The organism is Hoeflea marina (assembly GCF_003182275.1).
GTDB lineage: Bacteria > Pseudomonadota > Alphaproteobacteria > Rhizobiales > Rhizobiaceae > Hoeflea > Hoeflea marina.
This window is the reverse complement of sequence record NZ_QGTR01000002.1, coordinates 262,124-280,273: the sequence shown is the minus strand read 5'-3', so window position 1 is coordinate 280,273 and position 18,150 is coordinate 262,124. Positions and strand designations below refer to the sequence as shown.

Sequence of the window (18,150 nt, the reverse complement as noted above, 5' to 3'; positions counted from 1 at the left end):
ACTTGCCAGGCAGTTCGACTGACGCCCGATGACCGTTGCGGACCTTGCTCCGGCGGCTTGATGGTTCGCGCAGTGCCGCTTTTGCGGGTGAGGCATCGCGGCGAAACCGGCCATCCGGCCGCATTGGCGCCCGAGAAAAGACAATGCAGTCAAACTCCGGCTTCGTTTTGTGAACAATGAGTTGTTTGTTGTTTACCTTTCCGGCAAGACAGCAACCGGTTACACCAGCGCCATCTCGTCCTCGAAAGGAATTCTCCGCATGTCCAACAGCATCCAGCTTCTCGTCGCCCGCATCCTGATGAGCCTGATCTTCATTCCCGCCGGCTACGGCAAACTCACATCCGTGGCGGGCACAACCGGCTATATGGCCAGCATGGGCGTGCCGCTTCCCTCGATCAGCGTCTGGCTGGTGATCGCCGTCGAACTGCTGGGGGGTCTGGCCATCCTGGTCGGCTTCATGACACGCTATGCCGCCTGGGCCCTGGCTGCCTTCTGCGTCGCCTCCGGCGTGCTGGCGCATTATGTGCCCGGCGACCAGATGCAGATGACCAGCTTCATGAAGAACCTCGCCATGGCTGGCGGTTTCCTGGCGCTCGCCGTCGCCGGCGCCGGCTCGCTGTCCGTCGACGCCCGTCGCGCCTGACACCGTCACATCCGGAACATCAAGGCCCGGCGATCGCAAGATCGCCGGGCTTTTTCATTTGAGCCGCCGCTCAGGCGTCCGGATCAGGATTTTCCGACGTGCCGGTGAGCCTGGTGGCGAGCCAGCCGCCTAGAATCAACAGCGGCATGATGAAGGCCATCTCGATCCCGATCGAGGGCGCGACATCCTCGCCGCCGACGATCATCATGGTCAGGCCGATGGTCATCAGGGCCGTGAAGAACACCGCCACGATCGACGGCATGACGATGCCGCGAAAGAGCACGAAGTTCGGAAGCCGGGTGGAATAGCGACCCACCAGCGCCAGCAGCAGGAGCGAGGCAAACAGCAGCACTGCGCCAAGGACGATTTCCATCACGATTCTCCCACTGCACACATGTTCCCGGGCCCGGAACCAGTCAGGGGCCCTTACGACTGCAAGCATCCACCCGCCGGGACCGCCTCGGGCACCTGAAAGCCCGAGGACACCGGTGCCGGATTCATGCGTCAGCTGCAGAAAAAATCAAGTCCAATCTTGGCGTAGCCGATAATCAACCGAGGGAGGCGCTGATGCGGGCTATGGCCTCGGCAATGCGCGGATCGCTGGCGTGCTCGGGCCTGCGGGCGCGGACGAGACAAGCCTCGGATCTAAGGATGATGCCGTCATCGAGCACGCGCAGATGATTGGCGACGAGCGTCGAGCCGGTGGAGGTGATGTCGACGATGATGTCGGCGGCCCCCGATGCCGGCGCGCCCTCGGTGGCGCCGAGGCTTTCGACGATGCGGTAGAGCTGGATGCCGTGGCGGGTGGAAAAGAAGTTCTGCGTCAGCCGCCAGTATTTGGTCGCGATTGCCAGCCGTCGGCCGTGGCGGGCGCGGAAGTCGGCCGCGACATCGCCGAGATCGGCCATGGTGGTGACGTCATGCCAGATTTCGGGCACGGCGACAACGACATCGGCGTGGCCGAAGCCGAGCCGGGCGCAGATCTCGACGCGGCTGTCCGCCTGGGACAGGCCCTCGCGCACCAGGTCCTCGCCGGTGACGCCGAAATCGACGGAGCCGGCGCCGAGTTCGCGGGCGATCTCGGAGGCAGAGAGGAACGCCACCTCGGTGTCGTCGAGCCCCTCGATGCGCCCGCGATAGGAGCGGTCGTTGCCGACCGAGGTCACGTCGAGGCCGGCGCGGGCGAAGATGGCGAGGGCGTCGTCCTTCATGCGGCCCTTGGAGGGCAGAGCGATGGTGAGCGTCATGGCCGGCTCCTCGCCGCCTGGATGCGATCGAGCCAGAGCGAAAATCCCACCGCGGGGATCGGATCGCGGGCGCCGAGCAGTTCCATCATCCTGTCGAAGCGGCCGCCGCCGGCAAGGACCGGGCCACCCTCGCCCGCGGCGATCTCGAAGACCAGGCCGGTGTAATAATCGAGCGGCCGGCCGAAGGCGGCGCGCCAGGTCATCGAGCCGAGATCGGCGCCGACGGCCTTGAGCGCCTCCACCCGGGCGCCGAAGGCCCAGCAGGCCTGCGCGATGTCGAGACCCGCGCTTTCAGCGAAATCCGAAAGCGCCGCCTCGGCGTCCGCCAGCGGCGCCTCCAGCGCCAGGAAGCTGCGCAAGGCGGAAAGCGCCGCATCGGAGAGGCGGATTTCCTCGAGCTGACGTTTCTCGACCAGCCGGCGGGCGATCTCGGCGGGCGTGCGGCTGGCGTGCGTCGAGTAGCCGGTGGCTTCCATCACCTCGGTGATGTGGCTTGCCAGGCGGTCGGCGTCGCCCGCCTGCAGCAGGGCGGCGATGTCCGGATCGGTGGCGGTGGCGCTCTGCGGCGCGGCGAGCCGGGCGATCATGGCGTCGAGCGCCTGCTGGTTGCCGAAGGCGTGGATCAGCCGCTTTTGCCAGCCGACCGGCAGGCCAAGACCGGCGACGACCGCCTCGAACACCGCCTGGTCGCCCACAATCGTGCTGAGCGACGCATTCACGAGAGCTGAAAGCAGCGTGTGCGCCTCGGCGATGGCACGGGCATCGGCGCGGGCGAGATCGGTTTCGCCGAGATCCTCGATGCCGGCCTGGTAGAACTCATTGGAGCCGTCGCGGCGCTGGCGGAAGACCTGGCCGAGGTAGCAGTAGCGGCGCGGCGTGGCCACGCCCTCGGCGATGTGGGCGCGGCAGACGGGAATGGTGAATTCGGGCCTGAGGCAGAGGCTCTCGCCGGTCTCGCTTTCAGTGAGAAAGATGCGGCGGCGCAGATCCTCGCCGGCCATGTCGAGAAACGGCTCGGCCGGCTGGATCACCGGCGTGTCGACCCGCCCGGCGCCGAGCGACTCAAGCGCGCGGCCGAGATCGGAGGCGAAATCGGGGAGATTGGCGTGGGTCATAACAGCTATCCCTGCACAAGGCGCGATGTTTCCACGTCAGGCATCCCCGCCAATGGCGGCATCGGAGGCCTGTTCCAGCAGGATGCGTTGCACGGTCACGACCAGCTCCGCCTCGGCGACCAGATGCTCGCCGGCCTTGGCTTCGCGCCATTCGGAGTTGTCGGTGATGGTCTGGGCGATGCGCTTGCCCTCGATCAGGTCCTTGACGATGATCTGCCCTGCTTCTTTCTCGTTGCCGCCCTGGATGATGGCAATCGGCGAGCCGCGGCGGTCGGCGTAGCGCAGCTGCTTGGGGAAATCCTTGGGATTGCCCTGGAACAGCTCCACCGGGATCGTCGGGCCGAGCGGCTGGCCGTTTTCATCGAGCGGATTGAGGGCTGTGCGCAGCTCCTGCGCCATTTTCGCATAATCACCGATGCGGTCGCGATCCATGATGGTGATCAGGATCGGGCCGGAGATCTCGGAAGCGCCCAGTTTGCCGAGGTTCTTCAGCGCCGTCATCAGCCGCGAGACGCCGATGGAAAAACCCGTGGCCGGCACCGGCTGCCCCATGAAGCGCGAGACCAGCCCATCGTAGCGGCCGCCGCCGCCGACGGAGCCGAACTGCACCTTCTGGCCCTTCTCGTTGGTGACATCGAACAGCAGCTCGGCCTCGAATACCGGGCCGGTGTAGTATTCGAGACCGCGAATAACCGATGGATCGAGTTTGACGCGCTCTTCGACTTCCGTTCCGATCTTCACGTAACCCGCCGCGGCGGCCATTCGGTGAATTGCTATAAGTTCCTCAATGCCATCTTGGAGAGAGGCACTCTCACCTAAGAAGGAGAAGCCTTTCCGAACCTCATCGTATTGCCTGTCGGCGACTTCCGCTTCTTTGCCGAGGAATCGCGCAGCATCCGGGAAATAAGTCTCTGCGACGCGGGCCGCGAAATCACGGAACCGCCTTAAGTTGTCAATCTGAGATGATGTTAGGTTAGCGCCGGGCGTATAGTCACCTTCGCCTTCTTTACCGCCGTCCCAACGCCCCTCGCCCAATAGTCTTGCAACCTCTTCCCAAGCGAACTTGTCGAGTTTATCGAGCGAACGAAGCACCGTGAGCTTCTGTGCTGATTCCGTGATGCCGATGGCCTCCATCACTCCATCAAGCACCTTGCGGTTGTTGACGCGGATCACGTACTGGCCGCGCGGAATGCCGAGCGCTTCCATGGTGTCGGCCATCATCATGCACATTTCCGCGTCGGCCTGGACGCCGGGCGCGCCGACGATATCGGCATCGAACTGCATGAACTGGCGGAAGCGACCGGGACCGGGCTTCTCGTTGCGGAACACCCAGCCGGCGCGATAGGTGCGGTAGGGCAGCTGGATGTCGTTGAAATTCTCGGCGACATGGCGGGCGAGCGGCGCGGTCAGGTCATAGCGCAGCGACAGCCACTGCTCGTCATCGTCCTGGAAGGAGAAGACGCCCTCGTTGGGCCGGTCCTGATCGGGGAGGAATTTTCCGAGCGCATCGGTGTACTCGACCATCGGGGTCTCGACCGGCTCGAAGCCGAAGCGCTCGTAGACCTGGCGGATCTTGCCCATCATCAGGTCGGTGGCGCGGATGTCGGCGGGCGAGCGATCGGGAAAGCCTCGCGCCAGGCGGGCCTTGAGCTTCGACTGCTTCTTCTGTTTCTTGTCGGACATGAAAGGGCCTGCCGGATGGGGACGCGATGGTGTGCGCTTCTCCTAACCGACGGGCCCCCAAGCTGCAAGGCTTGGGCGAAGCCCGCGCTCCGCCCCGTGCCCCGTCCGCTCCCGGAAGGGGCCGGTCCGGCTCAATAATACGGCGACCGGCAGATACGCCGCGGGCCGTGATAGGGCTGGAAACTGTTGTCATACTGCCGGTAGGAGCGGTAGCGGTTGTAGCAGTATCGGACATGACTGGCGCTGAGATAGCCGGGCCGGACCACGACATGGGGCTGGCTGGCAATGGCGCCGCCGATAATGGCGCCGAGCGCGAAGGCTGCGGGCGGGAACCAGTAGCCATTGTGCCGACGATAGCCGTGACGGTGGTGGCGATAGCCGCGGTGGCCATTGTAATAGCCGTGATGGCGGTGGCGGTAAAAGCCGCGCCGGTGGTCACGGACCTGGATGACCTCGGGGGACTGGCCCTGCTGAATCGCGGGGGCGTGAGGCATCACCGGCAGGGCAGCGGCCGGCATCAGCGACGACAGCACGAAGGCTGCCGACACCAGAGACTTGATGATGAGACTGGACATGATGGTGGACTCCTCAAGTTCAAGGTTTTCGTGATGTCTCACGAAGCGCGTCGAACCGGCCTGCCCCGTCCCGGCGGTCACGATCAAGTCTCGTGATGACCCCGAATTCTCCAAACGCCCCGTCATTGTGGCGGCAGTCCGTCAATAGATCAAGATCGGAAAACCAATAGGCCTGGCGAATGGAAACTAGTCACGCACCGAAGCCGAAGCAACGCCCGCCAAGAGGTCAGAGGAACTAGCCTCGACAATCCCCCGCCGGACGCCGGCTGCACAGGATTTCCGCCCCACCGCCCGTATCCATTTGCACGCAATGAAATTTGATCTCAATCGCCGCCAACGCCGGACGGCATGACTATCACGCGGCTGTGCCGCGCATCTCTGCGCGGCATGCGACGACCCTGTGGCCGGGCGGGCGAAGCTCAAGGCTCACCTCGACCCGGCCTTCAGGATGGCTCAGTAGTACGGTGAACGGCATGCCTGCCGCGGTCCGTTGTACGGCTGGAAGGTGTTGTCGTACTGACGGTAAGACCGGTAGCGGTTTTCGCAGTAGCGAATGTGCTGCGGGCTCAGATAACCCGGCCGGACATTGGAGTTGTTGTTGATCGTGCCGCCGATGATCGCGCCCAGCGCAAAGGCTGCGGGCGGGAACCAGTAACCATTGTAGCGGCGGTAGCCGGCCCGACGGTCACGGTAGCCGCGGTGGCCGTTGTAGTAGCCATGGTTGCGATGGCGGTAGAAGCCCCGCCGACCATCGCGCACCTGGATCACCTGGGCGTTCTCTGTCAGCTGAAGCGGCTTCTGCGGCATGACCTGCGCGGCCGACACCGGAATGATCGCAGACAGGCAGATGGACGCCGCCAGCAGCGATTTGATTGCGAACTTGAGCATTGGACACTCCATGGATTAACGTTTGTCGTCCCTATGGACTGATAACGTCCTGATCAGGCTTCGGTTCCCTTGATCATGGGGGAAATTGCGATGCCAATCCGGCGCGGGCGGCCCCGTATCCGCCTGTGCCGCGCAACCCTGAAACGGCCGCCTCGCTGGCGACGGCCGAGCCCGCCCTGCAGCAAGTGTGTCTGCGAATGCGGCTAGTCCGACTCCAGCGCCATCGAGGAAAGACGCAGGTTGAGCAGCATGCCCGACTGACCGGATGGAGCGGCATCCTGGCTCGGCATCTTGTAGGCCCGCAGGACCAGTTGCGCGATCTCGTCCTCGACCGATTCGCGCTCGCTTTCGCTCATCTCCTTGAGGTCCGCCTCGGACATGTCGTGCTGCTCAAGATATCTCGCGCGGATCTGCTCGGCTTTGCTCATGTGGGCCCACTTGCTGAACTCCTCGATGACATCCCTGCCGCCCAAGTCACTGCGGTCGGCGCCGATCCTGGCCGGCGAGGTGGAGGGGTAGGCATTGCCGGTGAGGATGCTTGTCATGGCGCGCTCCTGCTCGCTGTCGCTCCGGCCCCGATGCCGAAGGCATTCGCGCTCATACCGCATCGGGCTTGCCCGTGGGTTGAGCGCCGGGCGTGGCGGCCCGAAGCCGTCGCAGTTCCGGCGTCTGCACGAACGTCCGGCGGCGGTGTCACGGTCGCCGGCCAGTCACCACCGCTCGGTCACGCACCCTGAGGGGGCACGGACGAAATACCGCCTGGAATCGGTCAACGGAGTTGCATCGCGCGCGCTCGCGGGGGGTGAGACCTGAGCGGCTGGCCCCGCGCTGCCCTTGTGCCGCGCACCATTCTGCTGGCAGCGTCCCGCCTTCCAGCCGCGGATTGCGGTCCGCAGGAGCGGCGTGACGCTGCAGCCGGCAACCGCGCCGGCGAACAGGGTGAAGGCTGGGCTGATCGGCATCGGGGCGTCCTTGTGCATCTCTCCGCCACGCATCGATACGTCCGACCCGGCACCGATGCTGTGCGTCTTTGCACACCGCGATGCTCCGGACGTCGGGCTGATGCGGTGGAAGCGACGGTCGGCCGCTCAACGCGAGCGCAGATGCCAGGTGAGCGCCAGGGCGATACAGTGGCCGAGCGGTTCGGCGGCCAGCGGCGCGTCCGGCGCGCAGATGATGGCGCGATTGCCCTCGAAGCAGAGATCGTCCGAATAGAGCCCGCGGAACGTCTCGACCAGATTGGTGTGACATATGAAGCAGAGCGCAACGCTTCCGTCGGTCCGGGCGCCCAGCCGCACGGACGAGCCGACGCGCCGTCTTTCCGGCGTGTAGCTGGGTTCGCCCCATTTGAGCGATTCCAAGAGGGGTCCGATCTCCGGCCGGGATGCGGCAGTGTCGAAGACCAGAGCGCGCAGCGCCAGCAGCCGATCGCGAAGCGGAGCGGCATGGCGATCGAAACCGGCCGCGACCTCGGCCGGCGGCGGCGACGCGACGGCGCGCGAGGCCGGATCAGGCGGGACGGACAAAATCCCGCCTGAGCTGTTCGATGCTGGGACGGCAGCAGCAGCCCTCGATGTGGTCGTTGACCATGCCCATGGCCTGCATGAAGGCGTAGATGGTGGTGGGGCCGACAAAGCTCCAGCCGAGCTTCTTGAGCTCCTTGGAGATGCGCACCGAGACCGCGGTCGTCGGGTTGGCACGCAGGGTCTGGTAATCAAAGACCTCCGGGCGGTCCTCCGGCCCTGGCTCGTGGCGCCAGAACCAGGCGCCGAGCGAGCCGTGCTCGGCCTCCATCTCGATGGCGCGCCGGGCATTGTTGATGGTGGAGACGATCTTGCCGCGATGGCGGACGATGCCCTTGTCCTCGAGCAGGCGCGCGATGTCGCCGTCGTCGAATTTCGCCACCTGGTGGAAGTCGAAGCCGGCAAAGGCCAAGCGGAAATTCTCGCGCTTGCGCAGAATGGTGAGCCAGGAGAGTCCGGACTGGAACCCCTCGAGGCAGATCTTTTCGAACAGACGGACATCGTCGGCGACCGGGCGGCCCCACTCATTGTCGTGATAGGCCAGATAGTCCGGAAGATTGCCGTGCCAGAAGCAGCGGACCTTGCCGTCGTCGCCGGTGACCAAGCCGTTCTCATGCGCCATGTGCCTGCCAATCCTCTCGTTAACCGCTGAATTTCCACATTTAACAGGATGATAACCGCGTTCCTCAACCGGCCGATAACCCTACCGGCAAGTTTAGCCGCAAAGCCGCATTTTATGAAACCCGATTCACGATTTGGTGGTGCGCCAGGCCCAGCATGGCTGCAATCCGGGCCGGCCCGACAGCCAGCCCATCCGTCCGACGAAAAGTGGAGAGTGCGTCCGATGAAACACCTTGCCCTGATGATGGCCACCGGCCTTGCCGCCGGGCTTCTGGCCCATTCCCTCACCCCGGCCGCCGCCGGCGAGCGCTACGGCCAGCGCCCGCCCGTGGTGCTCAGCCCCGACCTGTCCGCTCCCTGGGTGCTGCAGCTTCGCAGCCCGGCCGCGCCGCGCGGCGGCACCGTGGTCTACCGCTCGACGCGGCAGCCGGCCGCCCGGCAGGTGATGTACCAGCGGCCGCGCGGCGTCGCGCCGCAGCGGGTGGCCGCCGCGGGCACGGCGCGCAGCAAGCCTGCCGCACAGCCGCAGATCGACCAGCGCTTCCTGCCGCAGATGGTCCGCTACGACAGCGCCGAAAAGCCGGGCACCATCGTCATCGATACCAACAACAAATATCTCTACTACGTGACGGGCAACGGCCAGGCGCGGCGCTACGGCGTCGGTGTCGGCAAGCCCGGGTTCGAATGGGCGGGAACCCACCGCATCACCCGCAAGGCAGAGTGGCCGCAATGGAATCCGCCGGCCGAAATGATCACCCGGGTCCGGCTCAATGAAGGCCGCATCCTGCCCACGCACATGGAAGGCGGACCGGACAATCCGCTCGGCGCCCGCGCGATGTATCTGGGCTCGACGCTCTACCGCATCCACGGCACCAACGCGCCCTGGACCATCGGCCAGGCAGTGTCATCCGGCTGCATCCGCATGCGCAACGAGGACGTGGTCGATCTCTACGAGCGCGCCTCCGTCGGCGCCAAGGTCATCGTGATCTGAGGCTTGCTGCTACTTGCGGCTTCGAAATCGAACCCGGCATTTCCGAAGAAACGCCGGGTTTTTCAGCAGGCGCCAACGGGAAATTCACGATCTGTTGAAGCGCAGGCCGATTATTCTCCGCATTCAAGGTTGATCAACTGGCGCGAGATGGTAGTTTTGTGACTCGGGGACACCATACACTTATCGCAGAGGGACTTTCATGAGCCAATTCCGTTCCATCCTGACCGGCGCACTGGCAGCTGCCGTGATGCTTGCCACTCCGCTGGCGCCTGCATCGGCCCTGCCGATCGCGCCCGCTCCGGCGCCGGGGCTTGCGGCAGACGCCCTGCCGGTGATCCAGGTCTCGCAGTCCAAGCAGCCCAAGCCGGAATTCATGCGCCGCAAGGTGAGGCTGGTCACCGACGAACAGCCGGGCACCATCATCATCGATACCAACACCAAGTATCTCTACTATGTCCAGGGCCAGAACCGCGCCATCCGCTACGGCGTCGGCGTCGGCCGCGAAGGTTTCGGCTGGTCCGGCGTGGTCAAGGTCGGACGCAAGGCCGAGTGGCCGGACTGGCGCCCGCCAGCGACGATGATCGCCAGGGAACGTGCCAAGGGAAACAAGATCCCGGCCTTCGTCAAGGGCGGCCCCAACAATCCGCTCGGCGCCCGCGCCATGTATCTCTACAAGGGCGGCCGCGACACCATCTTCCGCATCCACGGCACCAACCAGCCCTGGACCATCGGCCAGAACATGTCATCGGGCTGCATCCGGATGATGAACAAGGATGTCGAACACCTCTATCAACAGGCGTCCATCGGCTCAAAGGTGATTGTCATCGGTCCGGGCAGCAAGCTCGGCGACAATTTCTACAACGACCGCGGCGTCGACATCATCAGCACGCTGTTCGGCGGCTGAGGCCTGCACGCCCGATCCAATCGCGCAGTCAAAAGCCCGGAGCGATCCGGGCTTTTTTCGTGGCCTGCGGGCCGCCCCCGCTCGGACAACGGTGTTCCGTCCCCTCGATCCCGATTGCGTCGATTTCCGCTTCGCCGGAAGATGTCGCTGTCGCCATAGCCCGAGGGTTTCATGCGCCCCCACTCACCCCGGGATTCACACATCTGCGCAGCGCAACGATCCCCTTACCTGCAATTTCTAGCGCTTAACTTCGTTAAGACGCTGAAATTGCTTCCTCTCCCCCGGTGGGAGAGGATACAAAATCACAGCCTTGGGCCGTGAGGTCCAAGCTGTAGATTTTGTCGGTGAGGGGGGAGATGACGGCGGTTGAGCCGTACAAGGAACCGAGCCGCGCCGCCTGACCGGACGTTTCCGGAATGCCCCCGGGATGTTGCAGCTACTCTGCCGCAACCGCTGCCCTGTGGCCGGCCTCCGGCAATCCCGCCGGGCGCTTGCCGCCATAGACCCAGTCGAGCAGTTCCACAGTGTGGATGATGGGAATGGCGGTGCCGCCGGCGATCTGGGTCATGCAGCCGATATTGCCGGTGGCGATGAGATCGGGTCTGGTGCGCTCGATGTTCTTGACCTTGCGGTCGCGCAGCGTGCGGGCGATCTCGGGCTGCATGATGTTGTAGGTGCCGGCCGAGCCGCAGCAGAGATGGCCTTCGGGCGGATCCTTGACGGTGAAGCCGGCCGCGCGCAAGAGCGCCTTGGGCTGCAGCGTGATGCCCTGCCCGTGCTGCATCGAGCAGGCGGAATGGTAGGCGACGACGAGGCCCGCGCCGTTGACCGGGGCCGGCATGTCGATTGTGGCGAGGTATTCGGTGATGTCCTTGGCGAGTGCCGAGACCCGCGCCGCCTTCTCGGCATAGGCGGCATCCCCGCGCAGCATGAAGCCGTAGTCCTTGATCGTGGTGCCGCAACCCGATGCGGTGATGATGATGGCGTCGAGGCCGCCATTGTCGATGAGCCTGGTCCAGGCGTCGATGTTCTTTCGCGCCGCCTCCAGCGCGTCACCCTCGCGGCCCATGTGGTGGACGAGCGCGCCGCAGCAGCCCTCGCCTTCCGGCACCACCACCTCGACGCCGATGCGGTTGAGCAGCGAAATCGTCGCCTCGTTGATGCCGGGCTTGAGCACAGGCTGGGCGCAGCCGGTGAGGATGGCAACGCGGCCGCTTCTTGTGCCGGCTGCGGCATGGGTGGCGGGTCTGGCGAATTCCGAAGGTTCGGGAACCGAGGCGGGCGCCAGTTGCAGCATGGCGGCGAGCGGACGCAGCGGCTTGATGGCGGCGAACAGCGGCGCGAAGGGGCGGCCGAGGCGTGCGGCATGGAGCGAGGCGCGGAAGCGGCCGGGATGGGGCAGCACCAGCGCCAGCAGACCGCGGATCATCCGGTCGGCGAGCGGCCGCCTGTAGGTCTTTTCGATATGGGCGCGGGCGTGGTCGACCAGGTGCATGTAGTTGACGCCGGATGGGCATGTGGTCATGCAGGCAAGGCACGACAGGCAGCGGTCGATATGGGTGACCACCTGCCTGTCGGCGGGACGGTCGTTCTCCAGCATGTCCTTGATCAGGTAGATGCGGCCGCGCGGGCTGTCGAGCTCGTTGCCGAGCGTCACATAAGTGGGACAGGTCGCGGTGCAGAAGCCGCAATGGACGCATTTCCTGAGGATCTTCTCGGATTCCGCCACGCCTGAGTCGGCCAGCTGCTCGGCTGTGAAATTGGTCTGCATGTCACTCTCGCTCCCGCATGCGCATTTCATCCCGGCCGGTTCTCCCGGCAAGGTCACTCACGACCTTTCGGCGGTCGTGCGGCCGCTCAGATCCACCAGCTTTCCGGATTGGCGACCGGCTCGTTGCGGCCGATCTTCTGCAACCCGATGATGCAGCGGACAATGACCCAGATGACCACCGCGATTATCAGCAGGAAGCCGACGCCGATGATCATCAGAAACGAGGCCACCAGCGAGTAGAGCAGCCCGATCCAGAAGGTGCGGATGGCCCAGGTGTAGTGGGTCTCGATCCAGGGCGCCGACTTGCCGCGGTTGATGTAGGCCATGACGATGCCGACCAGTCCGGTGAGTCCGATGACAAAGGATGCGAGATACAGGATGTAGATGACCTGCATATTCGTCTTGCCCGGCTCGAGCCAGCGGTCGGTCGGGCGGATGATCGGGTCGTCTTCCGGATTGGACATGGCAGGCTCCTGTGATCAGAGGGACAATGCGGCCAAGAGCGTATCACACACCGGCCAGCATGCGACCGGGGTTGAGAATGGCTTGCGGGTCGAACTGGATCTTGAGGCGGCGGGTGAGCGCCTCGAGCGGCGGCGACAGCGGCTCGAAGACGGCCACGGAAGAGCGGGTGGCGGCGTTGGCGCGAACCAGTTGGGCGTGGCCGCCGCCGAGCGCCTTGACGAAGCCACGGATCAGCTCCGGCTCCGGGTCCTGCTCCATCGCCAGCCAGACCAGGCCGCCCTGCCAGTCGTAAAAAGCGTCGACGCCGGTGTGCAGCCGCAAGGCCGCGACCAGTTGCTCGCCCGCCATCGGCGCCAGCGAGACCCGCCACACCGGCTTCCCTGGCCGGTCGGCGAACGGCTTGACGTCGCGGATCTCGCGCCAGAGCTGGCTGGTCTCGTCGGCGTCGAGCACGGCGACCGTGCCATGGCCGGCCATCACCGCCTGCAGCGCCTCGGATCGGACCGCGACCGACGGCGTCAGGCCCTCGAGCCGGAGCACCGTGGCAGGCCCGCCCGTGAGCCGGCCGTCCAGGAAGGCGCGGACCAGGCTCTCGGGCAGATGAGCGGCGCCGGAGCATTCCACCGGCAGCGCCATCGCGGCGGCCATCGCATGGGCGGCCTCCGCGTCGTTGAGGCCGCCGACGACGATGGTGACGGCTGCCTCGGGCCGCGGCAGCACCTTGAACGTGACCTCGCAGATGACCCCCAGAGTGCCCCAGGAGCCGGCCATCAGCTTGACCAGATCGAGGCCGGTGACGTTCTTCATCACCCGGCCGCCGCTCTTGACGATATCGCCCGAGCCATTGACGAAGCGGACGCCGAGCAGGCTGTCGCGCGCCGCGCCGGCGCTGAGCCGCCTGGGGCCGGAGACATTGGCGGCAAAGACGCCGCCGATGGTCGGTTCTCCTGTCGAGCCGAGCAGGCCGCGGTGGTCCATCGGCTCGAAGGTGAGCATCTGGTTGTTGGCGGCGAGCGCCGCCTCGATCTCGCTCAACGGCGTGCCGGCGCGAGCCGTCATCACCAGTTCGGCGGCGTCGTAATGGGTGATGCCCGAAAGGCGGGCGACCGACAGCGCGGAGGCGGCCCGCACCGGGCGGCCGAGGCCGGCGCGGGTGCCGCCGCCGACAATCTCGAGCGTGGTGTTTGCGGCAGCGGCCTCACCGACCATGCGGGCGACATCGGCCTCGGTCTCGGGGTGGAGCATGGACAACCCGCTCATGCGGCGGGCCTGGTTTCGAGGCTGTCCGGCCTGCCGTCGAGCGGGAACACCTTGGACGGGTTGAGGATCCAGTTCGGATCGAAGGCGGAGCGGGCGCGCATCTGCTGGTTCAGGTCTGCCTCGGCATATTGATGCCGCATCAGGTCGCGCTTCTCGATGCCGACGCCGTGCTCGCCGGTGAGGCAGCCGCCGGCGTCGACGCAGAGCCTGAGGATGTCGTTGCCGGCCATTTCCGCCTTCATCCGCTCGTCCTCGTTGTTGGCGTCGAACAGGATCAGCGGATGCATGTTGCCGTCGCCGGCATGGAAGACATTGGCGACGCGCAGGCCGTAACGGGCGATGATCTCGCCGGTCTTCCTGAGCACATAGGAGAGCTGGCCGAGCGGAACCGTGCCGTCCATGCAGATATAGTCGGAGATGCGGCCGGTGGCGCCGAAGGCGGACTTGCGGCCCTTCCAGATGGCGGCCGCCTCCAGCGCCGACTGGCTCTCCTTGACGGTCTTGACGCCGTGGCGGCGCGCGATCTCGATGATGCGGGCGAGCATGGCGTCCATTTCCGCCTCGGAGCCTTCGACCTCGACGATCAGCAGCGCCTCCACATCCATCGGGTAGCCGGCCTTGGCGAAGGCCTCGCAGATGTCGATGGCCGGCTTGTCCATGAATTCGATGGCGACCGGAATGATGCCCGCGCCGATGACATCGGTGACGCAGGCGCCGGCGGCCTCGGAGCTGTCGAAGCCGAAGAGCACCGGACGGGCGCCCTCGGGTTTTGCCAGAAGGCGCACGGTCGCCTCGGTGACGATGCCGAGCTGGCCTTCCGAACCGCAGATCAGGCCGAGCAGGTCGTAGCCCTCGGCATCGAGCGCCTTGCCGCCGATGTCGACAATCGAGCCGTCGAACATCACCATGCGCACGCCGAGCAGATTGTTGGTGGTCACGCCGTATTTGAGGCAATGCGCCCCGCCTGAGTTCATGCCGATGTTGCCGCCGATGGTGCAGGCGAGCTGGGAACTCGGATCGGGGGCGTAGAAGAAGCCGTCGGCATCGACAGCCTGGCTGATGTTGATGTTGGTCACGCCAGCCTGCACCACGGCCGCGCGGTTGGGATAATCGACCTCGAGAATGCGGCTCAACTTGGAGACGCCGATGACGACGGCATCCTCCTGCGGAATGGCGCCGCCCGACAGCGACGTGCCGGCGCCGCGCGGCACCACCGGAATGCCCTCGCGGCTGCAGTATCTGAGCAGCGCCGAGACCTGCGCCGTGGTTTCCGGCAGCGCGACGGCGAGCGGCAGCCGGCGATAGGAGACGAAGGCGTCGGTCTCGAAGGGCGCCAGCTCGCGCGGCTCGGTGACCAGGCATTCGGCCGGCAACAGATCGGCGAGATCGGCAATGATCGCCGCGCGCCGGCCGATGATGGCCGGATTGGGCACCTGAAACTCGATCAGCTCCGCCATGGCGTCCTCCTGGCGCCGTGCCGGGCTCACACCCGGTACCGCACGCATGTTGAAGTGGTCCTAATTGTTTACCACTGAAAAAGCGGCATCGCAATCACCCGGTCGATTTTCGGACCGGTCGCGCCAATCTGACAAAGCGCGGACCGGAATGCAAATCGCGTGACTTTTACGCGAGGGCTGTCCAGAGTTGCGTTGAGCACGGCGCGGCAAGCAAAGAGCCTGAGATGGACCATATCGAAGATCTGGAGATATTCGCCCGCGTGGTCGAGACGGGATCACTTTCGGCGGCAGGGCGCGAGCTCGGATTTTCGCCGGCTATGGTCTCCAAAAGACTGAAACGGCTCGAGGATCAGCTCGGCACGCGGCTGATGCAGCGGACGACGCGGCAGATCTCGCTGACCGAGGCCGGCCAGGGTTTTCACGAGCGGGTGCTGTCGATTCTCGCCAGCATCGAGGAGGCGCGGGATTTCGTGTCCCGCCGCTCCGGCCAGGCGCGCGGCATGCTGAAGATCTCGGCCCCGACGTCCTTCGGGCGGATGCATATCGCGCCGCACATGAACGCCTTCATGCAGGCCAATCCCGGTCTCGGCGTGCAGTTGATGCTCAGCGACGATTTCGTCGACATTGTCGGCCAGGGCCACGATCTGGCGATCCGAATCGGCGAACTGAGCGAATCGAGCCTTGTGGCGCGCAAGCTGGCGCCGGTCCGCCGCATTTTGTGCGCCTCACCCGCCTATGTGGCCCGGCACGGATGTCCGCAATCGCTTGCCGACCTCGCCGACCATATCTGCCTGCCGCCACACAACAATGATGTCTGGAAGCTGGAAGGCCCGGAGGGCCCGGTGCTGGTGCGGCCTTTGGGGCCGCTGCAGACGAATTCCAGCGAGGTGATCCGCGAGGCGGTGATTTCGGGCGCCGGCATTGCGCTCAGATCGACCTGGGACATCGGTCCTGAACTGGTCGGCGGCCGGCTGGTGCAGGTACTGCCGGAGTTCGAGAGCTCGCGCAACGTGGCCATCCACGCGCTCTATGCGAGCCGGCAGTTCCTGCCGGCCAAGGTGCGGGTGTTCATCGACTATCTGGCTGGCCTCTACGGCCCCTCGCCGTACTGGGAGAGGCCCGCTGCGGCGCCCGCGTCGGGGCCGGAGAGCGGTGCCGCCGCGGCCCGGTGAAGGTTCCGGACAATCCGCAGCGATGGCAGGGGTGCGGCCCATGCCCCCACTTTCCGAAAGGGCCTCGGCATCGTCTCCATCGCGGATGCCGGAGGAACTGGCGCATTTTTCGGACCAGTCGCGGGCGCAAAGCCGGCAATTCGGCCGATCAATGGATAAAAATATTGACCACCTTTCCCGCCTCTTGATACCGTCGCCTGACAGAAAGCAGGAATCCCCATGCCGACAGACATTTTCGCGCGGATCGAACACAGCCGGACGGCCGACGAGGTGGTGCTGCAGATCGAGATGCTGGTGCTCGAGGGAATCCTGCGGGTCGCCGACCGGCTGCCCGGCGAGCGGGAACTCGCCAAGCAGTTCGACGTCTCGCGGCCGATCCTGCGCGAGGCGCTCAAGGTTCTGGAAGGCCGCGGGCTGCTCACCACCCAGCATGGGGGCGGCACCTTCGTCGCCGACGTCATCGGCCAGGTGTTCACCCGGCCGGTGATGGAACTGATCGCCCGGCACCAGAAGGCGACCCACGACTATCTGGAGTACCGGCGCGAGATGGAGGGAATCACGGCGGAATTCGCCGCCCGCCGCGCCACGGAGGCAGACAGGGCGCTGCTCAACCGCATCATCACGGCGATGAAGAACGCCCATCTCAAGGACGATTTCGAGGAAGAGGCCGCACTCGACGTCGAATTCCACAACGCCATCGGCGAATGCGCCCACAATCTCATCCTGCTGCACACGCTGCGCTCCTGCTACCGGCTCTTGTCGGAGGGCGTGTTCTTCAACCGCGCCATGGTCTACAACCTGCCAGGCGCGCGCGAGCAACTGCTGGCGCAGCATGTCGCCATCTATGAGGCGGTGGTGGCGGGCAATCCGGACGCCGGGCGCCGTGCCGCCCAGGCGCACATCGACTTCGTGACGAAGGCCATGACCGACGCCGAACGATCCGGCGATTGGGAACGCGTATCGAAACTGCGGCTGCGCCAGCGGCTGCCCGATCTTGCCATGCTCGGCACGCGAAAGAGCAAACCGACGGAGGCAGCTGAGTGACATCGAATGCAATGAACGCGGCGAAACGGCCCCAGGTGGGACTGTTCGCCACCTGTCTCGTTGACCTGTTCCGCCCCTCGGTGGGCTTCGCCTCGGTCAAGCTGATCGAGGATGCCGGCTGCGACGTGCATGTGCCGGTGGCGCAGACCTGTTGCGGGCAGCCCGCCTACAACTCCGGCGACCGGGCCGACACGCGCGAGATCGCCGAGCAGGTGATCGAGGCGTTCGAGGGTTTCGACTTCGTCGTAGCCCCCTCCGGGTCCTGCGCATCGATGCTGAAGAAGCATTATCCGGGTCTGTTCGCCGGCGATGCCGCCTGGGAAGACCGCGCAAGGAAATTCTCGGAGAAGTGCCATGAGCTGGTGTCCTTCCTCGCCGACGTGATGATGGTGCGCAACACCGGCGCGTCGCTCGAAGGCAGCGTCACCTATCACGATTCCTGCTCCGGCCTGCGCGAGCTCGGCGTCCGCGAGCAGCCGCGCAAGCTGCTGGCCCAGGTCAGGGGCGCGGACCTCAAGGAAATGACCGACTCCGACGTCTGCTGCGGCTTCGGCGGCACGTTCTGCGTCAAGTATTCCGACATCTCCAATGCCATCGTCACCAAGAAGGTGACCAACATCGACGCCTCCGGCGCCGACATGCTGCTGGCGGGCGATCTCGGCTGCCTGATGAACATGGCCGGCAAGCTCAAGCGCATCGGCTCGAAGGTCGAGGTGCGGCATGTGGCCGAGGTGCTGGCCGGCATGACGGACAAGGCGCCGATCGCCGGCGGCGGCAAATGACGGGACCGG

Annotated in this window: 19 protein-coding genes; 6 read left to right on the top strand and 13 right to left on the bottom strand. The window is 65.5% G+C overall.

Annotation, left to right across the window (positions count from 1 at the left end; translation table 11 throughout):
* Positions 1–259 precede the first annotated feature (259 nt).
* Positions 260–643, top strand: a complete 384-nt coding sequence (locus tag DFR52_RS07770; protein WP_110031388.1) for a DoxX family protein — start codon at positions 260–262, stop codon at positions 641–643.
* A gap of 70 nt (positions 644–713) precedes the next feature.
* Here the strand turns inward: DFR52_RS07770 and DFR52_RS07765 are convergent, their stop codons facing one another.
* The 9 genes from DFR52_RS07765 to DFR52_RS07720 all read right to left on the bottom strand — a co-directional run bounded on the left by DFR52_RS07765 (position 714) and on the right by DFR52_RS07720 (position 8,296).
* Complete coding sequence (locus tag DFR52_RS07765; protein ID WP_110031387.1) at positions 714–1,016, bottom strand: hypothetical protein; 303 nt, start codon at positions 1,014–1,016, stop codon at positions 714–716.
* Between the two features lie 175 nt (positions 1,017–1,191).
* A complete protein-coding gene (gene hisG, locus DFR52_RS07760) occupies positions 1,192–1,890 on the bottom strand; it encodes an ATP phosphoribosyltransferase (protein ID WP_110031386.1) in 699 nt (232 codons plus the stop codon).
* Positions 1,887–3,005 carry an ATP phosphoribosyltransferase regulatory subunit gene (locus tag DFR52_RS07755; protein WP_110031385.1) on the bottom strand — a complete coding sequence of 373 codons (1,119 nt, stop codon included), beginning with the start codon at positions 3,003–3,005 and terminating at the stop codon, positions 1,887–1,889. The genes hisG and DFR52_RS07755 overlap by 4 nt, the downstream gene beginning before the upstream one ends.
* 36 nt (positions 3,006–3,041) lie before the next feature.
* Positions 3,042–4,688 (bottom strand): histidine--tRNA ligase, encoded by a 1,647-nt coding sequence (gene hisS / locus DFR52_RS07750; protein ID WP_110031384.1) that lies wholly within the window; start codon positions 4,686–4,688, stop codon positions 3,042–3,044.
* A 131-nt stretch (positions 4,689–4,819) separates the two neighbouring features.
* Positions 4,820–5,263, bottom strand: coding sequence for a BA14K family protein (locus tag DFR52_RS07745; protein WP_110032010.1), 444 nt, complete (start codon positions 5,261–5,263; stop codon positions 4,820–4,822).
* 453 nt (positions 5,264–5,716) lie between these two features.
* Positions 5,717–6,151 (bottom strand): BA14K family protein, encoded by a 435-nt coding sequence (locus DFR52_RS07740; RefSeq protein ID WP_110031383.1) that lies wholly within the window; start codon positions 6,149–6,151, stop codon positions 5,717–5,719.
* A 203-nt stretch (positions 6,152–6,354) separates the two neighbouring features.
* Positions 6,355–6,696, bottom strand: coding sequence for a hypothetical protein (locus DFR52_RS07735; RefSeq protein ID WP_110031382.1), 342 nt, complete (start codon positions 6,694–6,696; stop codon positions 6,355–6,357).
* Between the two features lie 543 nt (positions 6,697–7,239).
* On the bottom strand, positions 7,240–7,677 hold the full coding sequence (locus tag DFR52_RS07725; protein WP_245415248.1) for a DUF1801 domain-containing protein: 438 nt from the start codon (positions 7,675–7,677) through the stop codon (positions 7,240–7,242).
* A complete protein-coding gene (locus DFR52_RS07720; RefSeq protein ID WP_110031380.1) occupies positions 7,661–8,296 on the bottom strand; it encodes a DNA-3-methyladenine glycosylase I in 636 nt (211 codons plus the stop codon). Before DFR52_RS07720 ends, DFR52_RS07725 begins: the two co-directional genes overlap by 17 nt.
* A gap of 222 nt (positions 8,297–8,518) precedes the next feature.
* On the opposite strand from DFR52_RS07720, the gene DFR52_RS07715 reads away from it, so the two are divergent.
* Complete coding sequence (locus DFR52_RS07715; RefSeq protein ID WP_110031379.1) at positions 8,519–9,286, top strand: L,D-transpeptidase; 768 nt, start codon at positions 8,519–8,521, stop codon at positions 9,284–9,286.
* Between the two features lie 199 nt (positions 9,287–9,485).
* Positions 9,486–10,190 (top strand): L,D-transpeptidase, encoded by a 705-nt coding sequence (locus DFR52_RS07710; RefSeq protein WP_245415247.1) that lies wholly within the window; start codon positions 9,486–9,488, stop codon positions 10,188–10,190.
* 436 nt (positions 10,191–10,626) lie between these two features.
* Here the strand turns inward: DFR52_RS07710 and glcF are convergent, their stop codons facing one another.
* The 4 genes from glcF to DFR52_RS07690 all read right to left on the bottom strand — a co-directional run bounded on the left by glcF (position 10,627) and on the right by DFR52_RS07690 (position 15,143).
* Positions 10,627–11,961 carry a glycolate oxidase subunit GlcF gene (gene glcF / locus DFR52_RS07705; RefSeq protein ID WP_110031378.1) on the bottom strand — a complete coding sequence of 445 codons (1,335 nt, stop codon included), beginning with the start codon at positions 11,959–11,961 and terminating at the stop codon, positions 10,627–10,629.
* A gap of 86 nt (positions 11,962–12,047) precedes the next feature.
* On the bottom strand, positions 12,048–12,425 hold the full coding sequence (locus tag DFR52_RS07700) for a DUF4870 family protein (protein ID WP_110031377.1): 378 nt from the start codon (positions 12,423–12,425) through the stop codon (positions 12,048–12,050).
* A 43-nt stretch (positions 12,426–12,468) separates the two neighbouring features.
* Positions 12,469–13,686 (bottom strand): glycolate oxidase subunit GlcE, encoded by a 1,218-nt coding sequence (gene glcE, locus DFR52_RS07695; RefSeq protein ID WP_110031376.1) that lies wholly within the window; start codon positions 13,684–13,686, stop codon positions 12,469–12,471.
* The gene (locus DFR52_RS07690; RefSeq protein WP_110031375.1) at positions 13,683–15,143 is read right to left on the bottom strand and encodes an FAD-binding oxidoreductase; all 1,461 of its coding nucleotides are present in this window, start codon (positions 15,141–15,143) and stop codon (positions 13,683–13,685) included. Before DFR52_RS07690 ends, glcE begins: the two co-directional genes overlap by 4 nt.
* Positions 15,144–15,367: 224 nt before the next feature.
* Here DFR52_RS07690 and DFR52_RS07685 point away from each other — a divergent pair, with 224 nt between their 5' ends.
* The 3 genes from DFR52_RS07685 to DFR52_RS07675 all read left to right on the top strand — a co-directional run bounded on the left by DFR52_RS07685 (position 15,368) and on the right by DFR52_RS07675 (position 18,141).
* Positions 15,368–16,315, top strand: a complete 948-nt coding sequence (locus DFR52_RS07685; protein ID WP_110031374.1) for a LysR family transcriptional regulator — start codon at positions 15,368–15,370, stop codon at positions 16,313–16,315.
* 219 nt (positions 16,316–16,534) lie between these two features.
* Positions 16,535–17,359 (top strand): FCD domain-containing protein, encoded by an 825-nt coding sequence (locus DFR52_RS07680; RefSeq protein WP_110031373.1) that lies wholly within the window; start codon positions 16,535–16,537, stop codon positions 17,357–17,359.
* Between the two features lie 11 nt (positions 17,360–17,370).
* Entirely contained in the window at positions 17,371–18,141 is a 771-nt protein-coding gene (locus DFR52_RS07675; protein ID WP_110031372.1) for a (Fe-S)-binding protein, read from the top strand.
* Positions 18,142–18,150: the final 9 nt, after the last annotated feature.